Annotated in this window: 10 protein-coding genes, 11 tRNA genes and 5 rRNA genes; 3 read left to right on the top strand and 23 right to left on the bottom strand. The window is 37.7% G+C overall.

The genetic code is table 11. The annotated features are described in order from the left end of the window. Positions 1-4 precede the first annotated feature (4 nt). The 22 genes from cysS to C820_RS07560 all read right to left on the bottom strand — a co-directional run bounded on the left by cysS (position 5) and on the right by C820_RS07560 (position 10,850). Positions 5-1,405 carry a cysteine--tRNA ligase gene (cysS, locus tag C820_RS07665; protein WP_004035140.1) on the bottom strand — a complete coding sequence of 467 codons (1,401 nt, stop codon included), beginning with the start codon at positions 1,403-1,405 and terminating at the stop codon, positions 5-7. Between the two features lie 90 nt (positions 1,406-1,495). Beyond that, positions 1,496-2,143, bottom strand: a complete 648-nt coding sequence (gene epsC, locus C820_RS07660; protein WP_004035142.1) for a serine O-acetyltransferase EpsC — start codon at positions 2,141-2,143, stop codon at positions 1,496-1,498. A 402-nt stretch (positions 2,144-2,545) separates the two neighbouring features. Beyond that, positions 2,546-3,025, bottom strand: coding sequence for a 2-C-methyl-D-erythritol 2,4-cyclodiphosphate synthase (gene ispF, locus C820_RS07655; RefSeq protein WP_004035144.1), 480 nt, complete (start codon positions 3,023-3,025; stop codon positions 2,546-2,548). Then, complete coding sequence (locus tag C820_RS07650; RefSeq protein ID WP_004035146.1) at positions 3,022-3,297, bottom strand: hypothetical protein; 276 nt, start codon at positions 3,295-3,297, stop codon at positions 3,022-3,024. Before C820_RS07650 ends, ispF begins: the two co-directional genes overlap by 4 nt. Positions 3,298-3,305: 8 nt before the next feature. Then, positions 3,306-3,524, bottom strand: coding sequence for a hypothetical protein (locus C820_RS07645; RefSeq protein ID WP_035295624.1), 219 nt, complete (start codon positions 3,522-3,524; stop codon positions 3,306-3,308). A 134-nt stretch (positions 3,525-3,658) separates the two neighbouring features. After that, positions 3,659-3,732, bottom strand: a tRNA-Met gene (locus C820_RS07640). 34 nt (positions 3,733-3,766) lie between these two features. Next, positions 3,767-3,839 (bottom strand) — tRNA-Val (locus C820_RS07635). Between the two features lie 7 nt (positions 3,840-3,846). Continuing rightward, positions 3,847-3,920 (bottom strand) — tRNA-Asp (locus C820_RS07630). Positions 3,921-3,943: 23 nt separating this feature from the next. Then, positions 3,944-4,017 (bottom strand) — tRNA-Ile (locus tag C820_RS07625). 33 nt (positions 4,018-4,050) lie between these two features. Then, positions 4,051-4,123: transfer RNA gene (locus C820_RS07620), tRNA-Thr, on the bottom strand. Positions 4,124-4,127: 4 nt separating this feature from the next. Further along, a 5S ribosomal RNA gene (gene rrf / locus C820_RS07615) occupies positions 4,128-4,245 on the bottom strand. Between the two features lie 12 nt (positions 4,246-4,257). After that, positions 4,258-4,329 (bottom strand) — tRNA-Glu (locus C820_RS07610). A gap of 7 nt (positions 4,330-4,336) precedes the next feature. Continuing rightward, positions 4,337-4,408: transfer RNA gene (locus tag C820_RS07605), tRNA-Asn, on the bottom strand. Between the two features lie 5 nt (positions 4,409-4,413). Then, positions 4,414-4,531, bottom strand: a 5S ribosomal RNA gene (rrf, locus tag C820_RS07600). 127 nt (positions 4,532-4,658) lie between these two features. Then, a 23S ribosomal RNA gene (locus C820_RS07595) occupies positions 4,659-7,558 on the bottom strand. Positions 7,559-7,695: 137 nt separating this feature from the next. Continuing rightward, positions 7,696-7,768 (bottom strand) — tRNA-Ala (locus C820_RS07590). Positions 7,769-7,808: 40 nt separating this feature from the next. After that, positions 7,809-7,882: transfer RNA gene (locus C820_RS07585), tRNA-Ile, on the bottom strand. Between the two features lie 5 nt (positions 7,883-7,887). After that, positions 7,888-8,005, bottom strand: a 5S ribosomal RNA gene (gene rrf, locus C820_RS07580). A gap of 81 nt (positions 8,006-8,086) precedes the next feature. Next, positions 8,087-9,610 (bottom strand): 16S ribosomal RNA (locus C820_RS07575). The 16S, 23S and 5S rRNA genes sit together here with 11 tRNA genes alongside, the layout of an rRNA operon. A gap of 327 nt (positions 9,611-9,937) precedes the next feature. Further along, positions 9,938-10,026 (bottom strand) — tRNA-Ser (locus tag C820_RS07570). 23 nt (positions 10,027-10,049) lie between these two features. After that, a tRNA-Ser gene (locus C820_RS07565) sits at positions 10,050-10,138 on the bottom strand. Between the two features lie 256 nt (positions 10,139-10,394). Next, positions 10,395-10,850 (bottom strand): hypothetical protein, encoded by a 456-nt coding sequence (locus tag C820_RS07560; protein ID WP_004038395.1) that lies wholly within the window; start codon positions 10,848-10,850, stop codon positions 10,395-10,397. A gap of 388 nt (positions 10,851-11,238) precedes the next feature. Here C820_RS07560 and pepT point away from each other — a divergent pair, with 388 nt between their 5' ends. Continuing rightward, positions 11,239-12,459, top strand: coding sequence for a peptidase T (pepT, locus tag C820_RS07555; protein ID WP_004038397.1), 1,221 nt, complete (start codon positions 11,239-11,241; stop codon positions 12,457-12,459). A gap of 120 nt (positions 12,460-12,579) precedes the next feature. Here the strand turns inward: pepT and C820_RS07550 are convergent, their stop codons facing one another. Further along, positions 12,580-13,137 carry a hypothetical protein gene (locus C820_RS07550; RefSeq protein WP_004038399.1) on the bottom strand — a complete coding sequence of 186 codons (558 nt, stop codon included), beginning with the start codon at positions 13,135-13,137 and terminating at the stop codon, positions 12,580-12,582. Positions 13,138-13,795: 658 nt separating this feature from the next. Here C820_RS07550 and tyrS point away from each other — a divergent pair. Next, positions 13,796-15,031, top strand: a complete 1,236-nt coding sequence (gene tyrS / locus C820_RS07545) for a tyrosine--tRNA ligase (protein WP_004038400.1) — start codon at positions 13,796-13,798, stop codon at positions 15,029-15,031. Between the two features lie 43 nt (positions 15,032-15,074). Beyond that, positions 15,075-15,737 carry an SMI1/KNR4 family protein gene (locus C820_RS07540; protein WP_004038401.1) on the top strand — a complete coding sequence of 221 codons (663 nt, stop codon included), beginning with the start codon at positions 15,075-15,077 and terminating at the stop codon, positions 15,735-15,737. The last annotated feature ends 70 nt before the right edge of the window (positions 15,738-15,807 follow it).

Here is a 15,807-nt window from a genome sequence, read left to right as displayed (position 1 = left end):
GCTTTTATCCCCTAAACCATTGTACCCCTTGACGAGTATCTTTTATTGTTATACCCATTTCTGAAAGCTGTGCTCTTATAGCATCTGCTGTTTCAAAATCTTTATTCTTTTTTGCTTCTGTTCTTTTTGCTATCAATGCCTCAATTTCTTCTGTATCTTGTTGTGTTTGTTGTTGCATTACCGCTATGCCCAGCACATCACACAAATGATTTAACATTTCTTGTGTTTTTTGAGCAAACTCTTTTGACATATTTTCTTTTATTGCTTTATTTGTAAAACGCACCAATTCATATATTGCTGTAATAGCATTTGCTGTATTGAAATCATCGTCCATTGCTATTTCAAACTGTGTTTTGAATTTTTCCAGTTCTTCTATGCTCTCATTTTGTTTTAATGCACTTTGTTCGCAATTTTCTACATAATACGCCAAATCTTTTTTACAGTTTTTAATTCTTTCTAATCCATTTTGTGCATCTTTCATAAGCTCATCACTAAAGTTAATAGGGCCTCTATAATGTCCCCCTAATATGAAAAATCTTATGACTTCATATGGAAAATGGGAAGCAATATCTCTTACTGTAAAAAAGTTTCCCAATGATTTTGACATTTTTTCATTATCTACTGTGATAAAGCCATTGTGTAGCCAATATTTTGAAAATTGTTTCCCATTTGCTGCTTCACTTTGTGCAATTTCATTTTCGTGATGAGGGAATATCAAATCCTCTCCTCCTGCGTGTATATCAATGGTATCTCCTAAATATCTTTTTGCCATAACAGAGCATTCTATATGCCAGCCGGGTCTACCTGCTCCCCATGGTGCTTCCCATTTTGGTTCACCTGGTTTATGTGGTTTCCAAAGCACAAAGTCAGTAGAGTTCTTTTTAGCATCATCTACTGAAACCCTTTCACTTGCTCCTGCTATGAGTTCCTCCAAATTCTTTTTAGAAAGTTTTCCATACTCTGGAAATTTCTTAGTGTCATAATACACTGTGCCTTTGTCTTCATAAGCATAGCCTTTATCCAACAACACCTGTATCATTTCTATAATATGTGGCATTTCTTCTGTTACTCTTGGGTGCACTGTTGCCCTTTTGACATTTAATCCATCTGCATCTTTAAATGCTTCTTCTATATATCTATTTGATATATCCTGCATAGTGCTATTTTCTTTATTTGCTCTATTTATAATTTTATCATCTACATCTGTAAAGTTTTGTACATATGTTACATCGTACCCTTTATATTCCAAATATCTTCTTACAGTATCAAATACGACATAAGGTCTTGCATTTCCTATATGAATATAATCATAAACAGTAGGCCCACAAACATACATTTTTACTTTTCCCTGTTGTTGTGGCACAAATTCCTCTTTTTGTCTTGTCAGTGTATTATATACTTTCATATACTCGTATCTCCCTTTCTATTATTTATTCTATTTCATAATGTAAAAACATTTTATACATACTAAAATAATTGTTTTGTATTTACTTTTCTATTGTACATTGTTTTTGTCACTTTGTAAAAGTATTTTTTCAATTACTTTTATTCTTTCTGAAATATCCCTTAAATCTCTTGACACAGGGTCACTTAATTTCAGTTGGTCAAGAACATCTGATGTTTTTTGCTTTTTTTCTTCTTCTTCTTGTGCTGTACATCTTGCAGGAACGCCCACTGCTGTCATATATTCTGGAACATCTTTTACTACAACAGAGCCCCCTCCTATTTTTGCATTATCTCCTATATTTACAGGGCCAAGCACTTTAGCACCTGCTCCTACCATAACATTATTTCCTAATGTTGGGTGGCGTTTACCGCTTCCTTTTCCTGTTCCTCCCAATGTTACCCCTTGATACAAAAGTACATTATCTCCTATTTCACAGGTTTCTCCTATTACAACTCCCATACCATGGTCTATAAAAAAGCCTTTGCCTATTTTTGCTCCAGGGTGAATTTCAATACCTGTTAAAAAACGAGAAATTTGTGAAATCAATCTTGCTATAAAATAATGTTTCCTTTTATAAAAATGATGTGCTATTCTATGTGATATTGTTGCCCAAAAACTCGGATACAACAGCACCTCCATATTCCCTTTTATTGCTGGGTCTTTCTCTTTTACTACTTTTACTAATTCTTTTAACATTTCTTTTTTCCTCCTGTTTTTATAGTATTGTCCTTTTTTTAATATACTCTATTTTTATACTATTGTTTCCATATTTTATATCATTTTTATACAACCTCCAAACAAAGACAATAAAAAAGCTCCATCTTTACTTTTTTTGTAAAGACGAAGCTATTACTTCGCGGTTCCACTCCACTTAGACGGACTGACACAGCAATCCCTCTCTCTCTTTTACTATAACGTTGTAACCGGCTACAAGCTAATCAAAATACTTTTTTCGCCTGTGCAGTTCAGGAATGCACTTCATTTTTATTTTTTCTGTTCAGGAGTTTCACCCGATTATATGCACCACACATATAACGCTCCTTTTTCTCTGTCAGACGTCCTAAAAATTACTCTTTCCATCAATACTTTTTACTATTTTTATTTTTCTATTTTTTCAATCAGACACACCGCTTTTGCTGCTATGCCTAACCCTTCTCCCGTAAATCCAAGTCCTTCTTCTGTTGTTGCTTTAATATTTATACTATCTTTTGCTATTTCTAATGTATCTGCTATATTTTGTTCCATTGCCTGCATATAATTTGCTAATTTCGGTTTCTGTGCAATTACAGTTGCGTCGATGTTTATTATACTATACTTTTCTTTTTTTAGCAAGCATAAAACTTCATACAACAATTTCATACTAGATACATCTTTATATCTAGCATCGCTATCCGGAAAATGCCTCCCTATATCTCCCATTGCTGCCGCCCCTAAAAGTGCGTCCATAACAGCGTGTGTTAGCACATCTGCATCAGAATGACCCAGCAATCCCTTTTCAAAAGGAATTTCTATACCTCCTAGTATCAGCTTTCTTCCTTCTACCAATTTATGCACATCATACCCTGAACCTATTCTCATTTTCTTTTTCCTTCCGCAGCATTTCCTTTTTTAAATTTATCTGAAAGTATGATTATACTCAAGCATTTTTCTTCACTATAAAATTTATATTCTACAAAATACGGCAATTTTTGCAGTACTAAATTATCTTTTTGATTTACCTCTACAAATGTAATATATTCTTTAGATTTATCTGATATAATTAAATTTTTTTCATCACAAACAAAATCATACTGTTCATTACTTCTATTTTCTATTTGTATTTTCCAATCTTTTAACTGATATGTTCTCATACTATTTTTTACACCACCTCTAACAATATTCTTCTATATTTATGGTCTATTTCACATTGGCAACCTGTACAACACTTTTCTATAATAATATTGTGGTCTTCATCTACACTAAAAAGTACCACAAAATTTCTTTGTTGGTCTAACACTATCATTATATTACCCTGCTGCACTGTTCTATATTGCTTTTCTACGCAAATTGTCCATTTTGATAATTTTAACACATTCATAATTTACACCATTCACCTCCTTATTTTTTATACAAATAAACTATACATTATTTTTTTTACATTCGCAATACTTTATATTTTATTTTTTTACAACAAAAAACACAGCATTTTTAATACTGTGTTTCTTTTTATCATAGCGGAGAAGGGATTTGAACCCCTGACACCGCGGGTATGAACCGCGTGCTCTAGCCAACTGAGCTACTCCGCCATAGTATTTATTTTTTTAACATTTTAAAAAAATATGGGAGTTACAGGGCTCGAACCTGTGACCCTCTGCTTGTAAGGCAGATGCTCTCCCAGCTGAGCTAAACTCCCATAATAACGACTCAGAAGGGGCTCGAACCCTCGACCTCCGGCGTGACAGGCCGGCGCTCTAACCAACTGAGCTACTGAGCCATATGCTATTTTTAAAAATAAAGTGGGTCTTCAGGGACTCGAACCCGGGACCGTCCGGTTATGAGCCGGATGCTCTAACCAACTGAGCTAAAGACCCATATGATATTTTACTTCCTTTTTTTAGGAAATAAGCCGATGAACGGACTCGAACCGTTAACCTGCTGATTACAAGTCAGCTGCTCTGCCAATTGAGCCACATCGGCATAATTCTAGCAATCACTTACTTTCCCAGGCGGTCCCCCACCAAGTATCATCAGCCGTTTATGTCTTAACCGTCGTGTTCGGAATGGGTACGGGTGTTTCCCATAAACGCATCATCACTAGAAATTTTTAAAAATGACCCGACCGGGAATCGAACCCGGGTTACAGCCGTGAAAGGGCCGTGTCTTAACCGCTTGACCATCGGGCCTTATTAACTCCCCGAGTAGGATTCGAACCTACGACCCTCCGGTTAACAGCCGGATGCTCTACCGCTGAGCTATCGAGGATTATTCTCCAGCCACCACTTACTTTCCCAGGCGGTCCCCCACCAAGTATCATCAGCCGTTTGCGTCTTAACCGTCGTGTTCGGAATGGGTACGGGTGTTCCCCACAAACGTATCGTCACTGGAAATATCTTTGGGCTTTACACCCTCAAAACTGAACACAAGATATATTATAGCCTCTCTCTCGCTTTTTGTCAATACCTTTTTTTACTTTCCTTCTATTTTTTATCTCTTCCTTTGCTTTCCCTTTTACTAGGTCAAGCCCTCGGTCTATTAGTATTGGTCAGCTTAATACATTGCTGCACTTACACCTCCAACCTATCTACCTTGTTGTCTTCAAGGGACCTTACTCACTTGCGTTTTGGGATATCTTATCTTGAGGGTGGCTTCACGCTTAGATGCCTTCAGCGTTTATCCAGTCCATACTTAGCTACCCAGCTATGCATTTGGTATGCAACTGGTACACCATTGGTATGTCCATTCCGGTCCTCTCGTACTAAGAACAGCTCCTCTCAAATATCCTTCGCCCACAACGGATAGGGACCGAACTGTCTCACGACGTTCTGAACCCAGCTCGCGTACCGCTTTAATGGGCGAACAGCCCAACCCTTGGGACCTACTTCAGCCCCAGGATGCGATGAGCCGACATCGAGGTGCCAAACCTCCCCGTCGATGTGAACTCTTGGGGGAGATAAGCCTGTTATCCCCAGGGTAGCTTTTATCCGTTGAGCGATGGCATTCCCACTTATTACCACCGGATCACTAAGTCCTACTTTCGTACCTGCTCGAACCGTCGCTCTCGCAGTTAAGCCACCTTTTGCCTTTACACTCTTTGAATGGTTTCCAATCATTCTGAGGTGACCTTCGAGCGCCTCCGTTACTCTTTTGGAGGCGACCGCCCCAGTCAAACTGCCCGCCTGACATTGTCCTTCATCTGGTTCACAGATGCAAGTTAGAAATCCAATGATATAAGAGAGGTATCCCACCAGCGGCTCCACGAATACTAGCGTACTCGCTTCCTAGCCTCCCTCCTATCCTGTACATATATCATCGAATCCCAGTATCAGGCTGCAGTAAAGCTCCATGGGGTCTTTCCGTCCTGTTGCGGGTAACCAGTATCTTCACTGGTTCTTCAATTTCACCGGGCGTGTTGTTGAGACAGTGCTCAAATCGTTACACCTTTCGTGCGGGTCAGAACTTACCTGACAAGGAATTTCGCTACCTTAGGACCGTTATAGTTACGGCCGCCGTTTACTGGGGCTTGAATTCAAAGCTTCAGCTTACGCCTTACCTCTCCTTTTAACCTTCCAGCACCGGGCAGGTGTCAGCCCCTATACTTCACCTCTCGGTTTCGCAGAGACCTGTGTTTTTGCTAAACAGTCGCTTGAGCCTCTTTTCTGCGGCCAGCTCTCACTGGCTCCCCTTCTCCCTAAGTTACGGGGTCTTTTTGCCGAGTTCCTTAACAACACTTCTCCCGTCAGCCTGTGGATTTTCTCCTCATCTACCTGTGTCGGTTTACGGTACGGGTACAAATAATGCTATAGCGGCTTTTCTTGACAGTGTGGATTTAGTAACTTCCTTACTCTTTTTCAGTCCTCATCACATTTCAGCTCAGTCTGACGGTTTTTCCTATCTGACATACCTTTATGCTTGACCGGGTTTTTCCTTTCCCCGGTTTACCTATCCTCCTGCGTCCCCACAGTTCTGATTATTTGTAGTACTGGAATTTCTACCAGTTATCCATCGACTACGACCTTCGTCCTCGCCTTAGGCCCCGACTTACCCTGGGAAGTTTAGCTTTACCCAGGAACCCTTAGATATTCGGCCTAGAAGTTTCTTTCTTCTATCTCGCTACTCATTCCGGCATTCTCTCTACTGCTTCGTCCATCATTGCTCTCGCTTTGACTTCTTCCTTTTGCACTATGCTCCTCTACCACTCCCTACATCCGTAGGAAATCCGTAGCTTCGGTGGTATGTTTTAGCCCCGTTTATTTTCGGCGCAGGTTCTCTCGACTAGTGAGCTGTTACGCACTCTTTTAATGTATGGCTGCTTCTAAGCCAACATCCTAGTTGTCTTTGAAATCCCACATCCTTTCCCACTTAACATACACTTCGGGACCTTAGCTGTCGGTCTGGGCTCTTTCCCTTTTGACCACGAGACTTATCTCACGTAGTCTGACTCCTGAGGATATCTTGACGGCATTCTTAGTTTGATATGAGTTGGTATCCTTTTTGGGACCCGCGTCAGTTCAGTGCTTTACCTCCGTTAGACTTCTCTCAAGGCTAGCCCTAAAGCTATTTCGAGGAGAACCAGCTATCTCCGAGTTCGATTGGAATTTCTCCGCTATCCACACCTCATCACCACCTTTTTCAACAGATGTGTGTTCGGTCCTCCAAAACCTTTTACGGTTCCTTCAACCTGGACATGGATAGGTCACCCGGTTTCGGGTCTACTATCACTAACTATATCGCCCTCTTCAGACTTGGTTTCCCTTCGGCTTCCTGCCTTATTAACAGTTAACCTCGCTAGTAATTGTAACTCGCCGGACCGTTCTACAAAAAGTACGCCATCAGTTTCCCTCTGGCTGTTTGTAAGCACGGGGTTTCAGGTTCTCTTTCACTCCCCTCCCGGGGTCCTTTTCACCTTTCCTTCACAGTACTGCTTCTCTATCGGTCACTGGGGAGTATTTAGGCTTGGGGGGTGGTCCCCCCGGCTTCCTACAGGGTTTCTCGTGTCCCGTAGTACTCTGGATACTGTCGGCTGAATTTCAATTTCGTTTACCGGACTTTCACCTTCTTTGGTGTGCTTTCCCAAAACACTTCAACTATCTCCATTCAATACCTTACACAGTCCTCAACCCCAGAAAACTTTGTCTCCTGGTTTGGCCTCTTTCCCTTTCGCTCGCCGCTACTTAGGAAATCGATTTTTCTTTCTCCTCCTACTGCTACTTAGATGTTTCAGTTCACAGCGTTCCCTTCTGTATGCTATGGATTTACATACAGATACCTAAGGTTTTCTTAGGCAGGTTCCCCCATTCGGATATCTCCGGCTCATTGGCTATGTGCGCCTCCCCGAAGCTTTTCGCAGCTTATCACGTCCTTCATCGGCTCCCAGTGCCAAGGCATTCACCTCGTGCTCTTTCTTGCTTGACCTTTAAATGTAGTAGCGTTACTACTTTTTTACTTTATTTATAGAAGTTTGTTTCAAAAATTTATTATTGCTCGATTTTTGACTCTTTTTTCTTGTATTCAGTTTTCAAGGTGCATACAGACTTCTTTTCGTCTGTTACTGGAGATTGCGAGATTCGAACTCGCGACCCCCTGCTTGCAAGGCAGGTGCTCTCCCAACTGAGCTAAACCCCCATTTATTTCTATATTGTTTTTTTATTTTTACATTAAAAAATGGGCTCAAGTGGACTCGAACCACCGACCTCGCGCTTATCAGGCGCGCGCTCTAACCGGCTGAGCTATGAGCCCATAAATTCTGGCAATCATCTACTTTCCCAGGCGGTCCCCCACCAAGTATCATCAACCGTTTACGTCTTAACCGTCGTGTTCGGAATGGGTACGGGTGTTTCCCATAAACGCATCATCACCAGAAATTTCCATTTTTTTATTTAGAACTTTTATCAGTCCTTCAAAACTGAACAGTTAATCTATTTCACAACTTTGTCTCCTTAGAAAGGAGGTGATCCAGCCGCACCTTCCGATACGGCTACCTTGTTACGACTTCACCCCAGTCACTGGCTTCACCTTCGGCGACTCCTCCCTCGCGGTTAGGTCATCGACTTCGGGCGCTTCCAACTCCCATGGTGTGACGGGCGGTGTGTACAAGGCCCGGGAACGTATTCACCGCAACATTCTGATTTGCGATTACTAGCGATTCCAGCTTCATGTACTCGAGTTGCAGACTACAATCCGAACTGGGACTAGGTTTTTGTGCTTTGCTTAACGTCACCGTCTCGCTTCACTTTGTTTCTAGCCATTGTAGCACGTGTGTTGCCCAAGACATAAGGGGCATGATGATTTGACGTCATCCCCACCTTCCTCCGTGTTATCCACGGCAGTCTCTCCAGAGTGCCCAGCTCTACCTGCTGGCTACTGAAGATAAGGGTTGCGCTCGTTGCGGGACTTAACCCAACATCTCACGACACGAGCTGACGACAACCATGCACCACCTGTCTCCCTTGTTCCGAAGAAAAAATGTATCTCTACATTCGTCAAGAGGATGTCAAGCCTTGGTAAGGTTCTTCGCGTTGCTTCGAATTAAACCACATGCTCCACCGCTTGTGCGGGCCCCCGTCAATTCCTTTGAGTTTCAACCTTGCGGTCGTACTCCCCAGGTGGAGTGCTTATTGCGTTTGCTCCGGCACCGGGAATTCCTCCCCGACACCTAGCACTCATCGTTTACAGCGTGGACTACCAGGGTATCTAATCCTGTTCGCTCCCCACGCTTTCGAGCCTCAGCGTCAGTTTCAGTCCAGAAAGCCGCCTTCGCCACTGGTGTTCTTCCTAATATCTACGCATTTCACCGCTACACTAGGAATTCCGCTTTCCTCTCCTGTACTCTAGCTAGATAGTTCGTTATGCTATCCTTAAGTTAAGCTTAAGGCTTTCACATATCGCTTACCTTGCCGCCTACTCTCCCTTTACACCCAGTAATTCCGGATAACGCTTGCCCCCTACGTATTACCGCGGCTGCTGGCACGTAGTTAGCCGGGGCTTCTTATTTAGGTACCGTCATTTCTTTCTTCCCTATTGATAGAAGTTTACAATCCGAAAACCGTCTTCCTTCACGCGGCGTTGCTGCATCAGGCTTTCGCCCATTGTGCAATATTCCCCACTGCTGCCTCCCGTAGGAGTTTGGGCCGTGTCTCAGTCCCAATGTGGCCGGTCACCCTCTCAGGTCGGCTACTGATCGTTGCCTTGGTGGGCTATTATCTCACCAACTAGCTAATCAGATGCGGGCCCATCTTTTACCGAATAAATCCTTTCTTTCTTAGAAGATGCCTCCTAAGAACCGTATGCGGTATTAGTCACCGTTTCCAGTGATTATTCCACAGTAAAAGGCAGGTTGCCCACACGTTACTCACCCGTCCGCCGCTAAAATAATTAAAAGCAAGCTCTCAATTATTTTCGCTCGACTTGCATGTGTTAAGCACGCCGCCAGCGTTCATCCTGAGCCAGGATCAAACTCTTATATTAAAATCCTTTTACTCAGATTACTCTGACTTTTTATATTAGATTTTTTTAACTAAAAATCTACAAAAACTTTGAATAGACTTGGGTTGTGTTTTATTTCTTAACTGTTCAGTTTTCAAGGACCAATTTGTTTTTTGTTTCGACTTTTTTCGAATTCGGCGTGGTATATATTACCATCACTTTTTTATTTTGTCAAGCACTTTTTTACTTTTTTTAAAATATTTTTTAGTGCTTTTCATTATTGCCTTTTTGGCAGTCACGAATATTTATTATACACTCTTTTTTTCATTTGTCAACAACTTTTTTAAAAAATTTTATTTTTTTTAAAAACGGAGAAGGTGGGATTTGAACCCACGCGCCGCTACTAACGACCTACCCGCTTTCCAGGCGAGCCCCTTCAACCACTTGGGTACTTCTCCAAACGCTCTCAACAAAATTGATATGGCGGAGAGGGTGGGATTCGAACCCACGGCCCCTTGCGGAGTCACTGGTTTTCAAGACCAGCTCCTTAAACCACTCGGACACCTCTCCACATTTTTTAAGCCATTACTTTTCAGTAATGAACTTCTACATATTACATTATTTTTTTTCATTTGTCAACACTTTTTTTACTATTTTTTCTTCTTTTTCCAAATTCTATAGCAACGAAATGTTAACAGCTCAATTACTATACTCTATTTTTATTCCCATGTCAAGTATTTTTTATACAATTATTTTTAAAGAAAAAATATATAATGTAAATAGCTTGTTATCTTCAAAAATAACAGCTATCCACTAAAAATAAAATTTAATTTTGGGAAAACAACGCCTTACGTTTTGTAACTAAACAATGTGCTTGAATTTCAATAGCATCCATATAAATATCAAAAGCACGTTCTCCTTTTTCTTGAAAGCATTGTTTTGCTGGACAACTTAATTTTACTAAATTTGTTTGATTAAAAAAATCTAAGCAAATTGGACATTCCATTAATTTACTAATACCACATACTCTTAAAATGCCATATTCTTGTTTCATTACACTACAATTTGCAAGTACATTTTCACAAGCTATTACTTCTTGTGTCCTTTCTATATATTTTGCCCCTATAACTTCTGCTGTAAAAATTTGCATTGAATTTTCTTGTAAATCTGCTTCAATGATTATTTGAACTATAGCTAGCATAAAATCATACCCATATTTCCAAATGGTATTATATTCAGCCATTGTCCAACCATTATTTTCAATAAGCCCTTTAAAAGTCATTTTTTCTCCCCTATTCTTCATAAATAATATAAAAATTACCATATTTATTATTATTTTATACTGTTTTTTATTATTGTCAATACAATTTAGCTAAAACATACTATTTTATTAGAATATACAATTTTATTTTGAAAATTGTCAAGTAAATCAAATCTTTTTCAAATAAATATATCTTTCTTCCCCTTTTTTCAATATTGCACCTATTATCATTGTAAATTTTTCCCCTTAAAATTACTATTTACAATGACTATTATGCCATATTTTCTATTTTCTACACTAAAATCTATTAAAAATGCTATTTTCCCCTTTTTATTCTGGTTAAAAATAAAATATCGTGTTAAAATAGCATTATTTCAACAATAAAATGTAAATACAAGGAGATGGTTTTTTGAAAACTGTTACAGACAGATTTTTAGAATATGTAACATATCACACTACTTCAGATGAGGCTATAAAAACTTGCCCTAGTACAGAAAAACAGTCTATATTTGCCTCTTTTTTAGCAGAAGAATGTAAACAAATTGGTTTAAGCAACATTACTGTAGACCAAAACAGCTATGTAACTGCCTTTTTACCTTCCAATACGCAAAAGCAAATTCCTACAATAGGATTTATTGCTCATATGGATACTAGTCCTGATGCTTCTGGTGAACACGTTTGCCCTCATATTACTGAAAATTATGACGGAAAAGATATTGTTTTAAAATCAAATACAGTACTTTCTCCTTCAGAATTTCCTTCTTTACTTCAGCACAAAGGACAAACAATTATTACTTCTGATGGTACTACATTACTTGGTGCAGATGACAAAGCTGGTATTGCTGAAATATTAACTGCTATGCAATATCTTAAAGAGCATACAGAAATAGAGCATGGCAATATTGCCATTTGTTTTACTCCTGATGAAGAAATTGGCAGAGGTGCTGACCTTTTTAATGTTTCTGCTTTTGGTGCAGATTTTGCTTATACTGTTGACGGCGGTGCTGTTGGGGAATTAGAATACGAAAATTTTAACGCCGCTCGTGCTAACATTACTATACAAGGTAAAAGCGTTCACACTGGAACAGCCAAAAATACTATGATAAATGCTGCAATAATTGCTGCGGAAATTATATCTTCTTTTCCTCCAGAACAAACACCTTCTCACACAGAAGGCTATGAAGGTTTTTATCATTTATGCTATTGCAACAGTAATGTAGGCTCTGCTACACTTTCTTACATTATAAGAGATTTTGACCAGCAATGTTTTATAAAAAGAAAAGAATTTATTGAAAATATGATTGCAGAAAAAAACGAAAAGTATTATGACAGAATTTACTTAACAATATATGACGAATATCAAAACATGATAACACAAATACAAGACAAGCCTCACATTATAGAACTTGCAAAGTCTTCTATGCAACAATGTGGTATTACTCCTATTATACAGCCTATACGTGGTGGCACAGATGGTGCAAGACTTTCTTTTAAAGGTCTTCCTTGTCCCAATTTATTTACGGGTGGTTACAATTTTCACGGGCCTTATGAATATATTTCTGTTTCTTCTATGGAAAAAGCAGTTTCTGTTATAGTAGCTATTTGCAAAAATGCTGTAACACTTTTATAAAATACAAAAAAGAAGCCATATTTATAATCAATATGGCTTCTTTTTATTATACTGCTTTATTTCTTACTTCATAATAATTGTTTAAAACTGTTTTAGACTACTTAATTTATAACATTATCATTAAAAAGTTGGTGCAATACCACCTGACAAAACAGTAACTAATTCATCTGTTGATTTTACTTTCCATTTGTCTTCTACTTGTGTCAATTCTATATCTACTGTTTTTGTAATGGTATTGTCTTTGTTGTCTTCAATGGCTTGTTTGAGCATTTCCATAGATTTCTCTTCGTCCATTGCTTCAATATCTCCACTTTCTGTCATTGCTGCTGTCATCAAGCTTTGCATTACTGCTGTCATATCTATATTTGTAATATCTGTTGTTACAATTGCTACGCCTTCTGTATCTGTATTTACAGATTTTATTTCATATGTAATATTTCCAAATACAATTTGTGCTTCTGAAATGTCTTCTTCTGTATCTTCTGAATACATCATATCATCTTCTGCTACATATTCATTTATTTTTGCTTGGTCAACTGCTTTAAACGCATCTAAATAACCTGCTACTGCTGCTTCTGGTGTGTTTGTATCTTGTTTTTCTTCACCGCCGCCACCGCCGCAGGCTGCCATACCCAATACCATCATTACTGATGTCAACAACAACAAAATTTTTCTCATAATTTAAAAACTCCCTTCATTATTCATACTATTATTATACAATACTATTATTCGTCAAAAACTTGTTTTAAACATACTTCATTATTATAAAACACTTTTAATAATATTGCTATACTATTTTCTTTAAAAATTCTTTAATATATTTTTACACATACAAAATCAATACAATATTTTACAAGTAGTATTTCAAAAAAATAAATTGAAATATAACTTTATATTCACACTTATCATTTATAAAAATAAATTTTTTATAAATGTTTTGTTTTATTTTTTTTAAAGTGTCAACAATTATTTTAACACACTCTTTTTTTTATTTTACTTGACTTTCACTCTATGGTATGTTACCATCTTAAAAAATAAAATATATTAACGCTATGATTGAGATATGGGCAAAGCTGGTTACAATAACAGAGAGCAGTTTGTTTGCTGAAAAAACTGCAGCACAGTATTTGTAAATTACGCCTCAGGAGCTTTTTGAAAGAGTAACAATATTTGTTACAAAGTCAAAACGGTCGTCGCTCGTTATTGCGGCAATTAAGGTATTTTTATAATATGAATTAAGGTGGTACCACGGGTTTCCTCGTCCTTTTGGACGAAGAAGCCCTTTTTTATTACTTCCTTAAAAAAACAATATTTATAATAAAGGAGTTTTTAAATTATGGAAAAAACAAATGCTTATGACGTATTAAAAGAAAGAGGATTTATTGAACAAATGACTCATGAAGATGAAATCAGAGAACTGTTTTCCAAAAATGAACCTGTTACATTTTACATTGGTTTTGACCCTACAGCCGACAGTCTTCATGTAGGACATTTTTTAACAGTTATGGCTATGGCTCATATGCAAAGATGTGGTCACAGACCTATCTGTCTTATGGGTGGAGGCACTGGCATGATAGGCGACCCTACTGGTAAAACAGACATGCGTCGTATGATGACAACAGAAGAAATTGACTACAATGTAAATTGTTTTAAAAAACAGCTTTCTCATTTTATTGATTTTAATGAAGACAAAGCTATTATTGTAAATAATGCAGACTGGTTAAGACATCTTAATTATATTGAATTTTTAAGAGAAATCGGTGTCAGTTTTTCTGTAAACAAAATGCTTACTGCGGAATGTTTTAAAACTAGAATGGAAAAAGGACTTTCTTTTTTAGAATTTAATTATATGATTATGCAGGCATACGACTTTTTAGAATTAAACAAACGTTACAACTGTGTTATGCAGTTAGGTGGTAATGACCAATGGTCAAATATTATTGCTGGTGTAGATTTAATTAGAAGAAAAGAAAGTAAACCAGCTTATGGTATGACATTCTCACTTTTGACAAACAGCGAAGGCAAAAAAATGGGCAAAACAGAAAACGGTGCTGTTTGGTTAGATGCTTCTAAAACATCACCTTATGAATTTTATCAATACTGGAGAAATATCGATGACAAAGATGTAAAAAAATGTCTTAGTCTTTTGACATTTTTACCTATGGAAGAAGTAAATCGTCTTTCTGCTTTAGAAGGCAGCGAAATCAATAAAGCAAAAGAAGTACTTGCTTTTGAATTGACTAAAATTGTACACAATGAGCAAGAAGCTACAAAAGCACAACAAGCTGCAAAATCTTTATTTGAAAAAGGTGCTGCTGGTGGTTCTGTTCCTACTACAGAAATGTCTACAGCAGAATTTGTTGATGGTATTGATATTATTACACTTTTGACAACTGCTGGCATTGTACCTTCTCGTTCTGAAGCTCGCAGGCTGGTACAGCAGGGCGGCATTAAAGTAGCTGATAAAAAAATCACTTCTATAGAACATAAAGTAACCATTGCTGATTTTACAAACAACGAGGTTTTAGTACAAAAAGGAAAAAAAGGCTTCCATAACATTGTTATTTTTTAATAAAATGCTATATACTATTTTAAAATTTTATCTGGAGGTTATTATGTTTCATAGAAAGAAAGTAAATAATATACTTCGTAAAGCTAGACGTATTGATAAAAAATATGAAATATTTGGTGTTTCACGCCACCATTACAAACTGAATTACCCTGTTAATAAAGAGTTTGTTCATAAAGTAGAAGAAAAATACCATTTTATACTTCCAAAAGATTATGCTCAATTTATTACAGAAGTTGGTGACGGAGGAGCAGGGCCAGAGTATGGAATATATCCCTTCGGAAAAATTTTAACAAAAGGAAAAACTCCCAGAATACAAAAGCACTATGAAGAATATAGATACAGTCTTGGAAGGGAATTTTTACCTCAACCTTTGATATTGAAAGAATATGAGCTAGAATTGCTTGAGCTAAATTTCGAGTTTGACAAACAATGCTATAAACAAAATCCTCAAATCTATTTTATTTATGAAAATGATAGTGATTTGTGTGATACAGATGGATTTCTTGAACTTGGAACAAATAGTATATGGTGGTTTGGTTTAATTACTTGTGGTAAAAGATATGGGCAAATATTTGAAACAGACAAAGGTGGTATCTATAGATTTGTCGCCTATAGTTTTACTGAATTTTATCAAAATTGGCTCAATAGTATTTCAAATACACAAAAATTTCAGAAAACACTAAATTTTTGGAAAAGAACAATTTAATTACCAATACAAAAGACCCTTCAGAATACTCTGAAAGGTCTTTTTGCTTTTTAAATCATATGAAAAACAA

Origin of the sequence: Clostridium sp. MD294, from assembly GCF_000364165.2 — a bacterium.
In the GTDB taxonomy this organism is placed as follows: Bacteria; Bacillota; Clostridia; order Lachnospirales; family Anaerotignaceae; genus Coprocola.
This window is presented reverse-complemented; position numbering and strand designations above follow the sequence as displayed.

Bases quoted from the DNA above. Each gene is read 5' to 3' on its own strand.
- cysS (WP_004035140.1), bottom strand. From the start codon at position 1,405: ATGAAAGTATATAATACACTGACAAGACAAAAAGAGGAATTTGTGCCA.
- epsC (WP_004035142.1), bottom strand. From the start codon at position 2,143: ATGTTAAAAGAATTAGTAAAAGTAGTAAAAGAGAAAGACCCAGCAATA.
- ispF (WP_004035144.1), bottom strand. From the start codon at position 3,025: ATGAGAATAGGTTCAGGGTATGATGTGCATAAATTGGTAGAAGGAAGA.
- C820_RS07650 (WP_004035146.1), bottom strand. From the start codon at position 3,297: ATGAGAACATATCAGTTAAAAGATTGGAAAATACAAATAGAAAATAGA.
- C820_RS07645 (WP_035295624.1), bottom strand. From the start codon at position 3,524: ATGAATGTGTTAAAATTATCAAAATGGACAATTTGCGTAGAAAAGCAA.
- C820_RS07560 (WP_004038395.1), bottom strand. From the start codon at position 10,850: ATGACTTTTAAAGGGCTTATTGAAAATAATGGTTGGACAATGGCTGAA.
- C820_RS07550 (WP_004038399.1), bottom strand. From the start codon at position 13,137: ATGAGAAAAATTTTGTTGTTGTTGACATCAGTAATGATGGTATTGGGT.
- tyrS (WP_004038400.1), top strand. From the start codon at position 13,796: ATGGAAAAAACAAATGCTTATGACGTATTAAAAGAAAGAGGATTTATT.
- C820_RS07540 (WP_004038401.1), top strand. From the start codon at position 15,075: ATGTTTCATAGAAAGAAAGTAAATAATATACTTCGTAAAGCTAGACGT.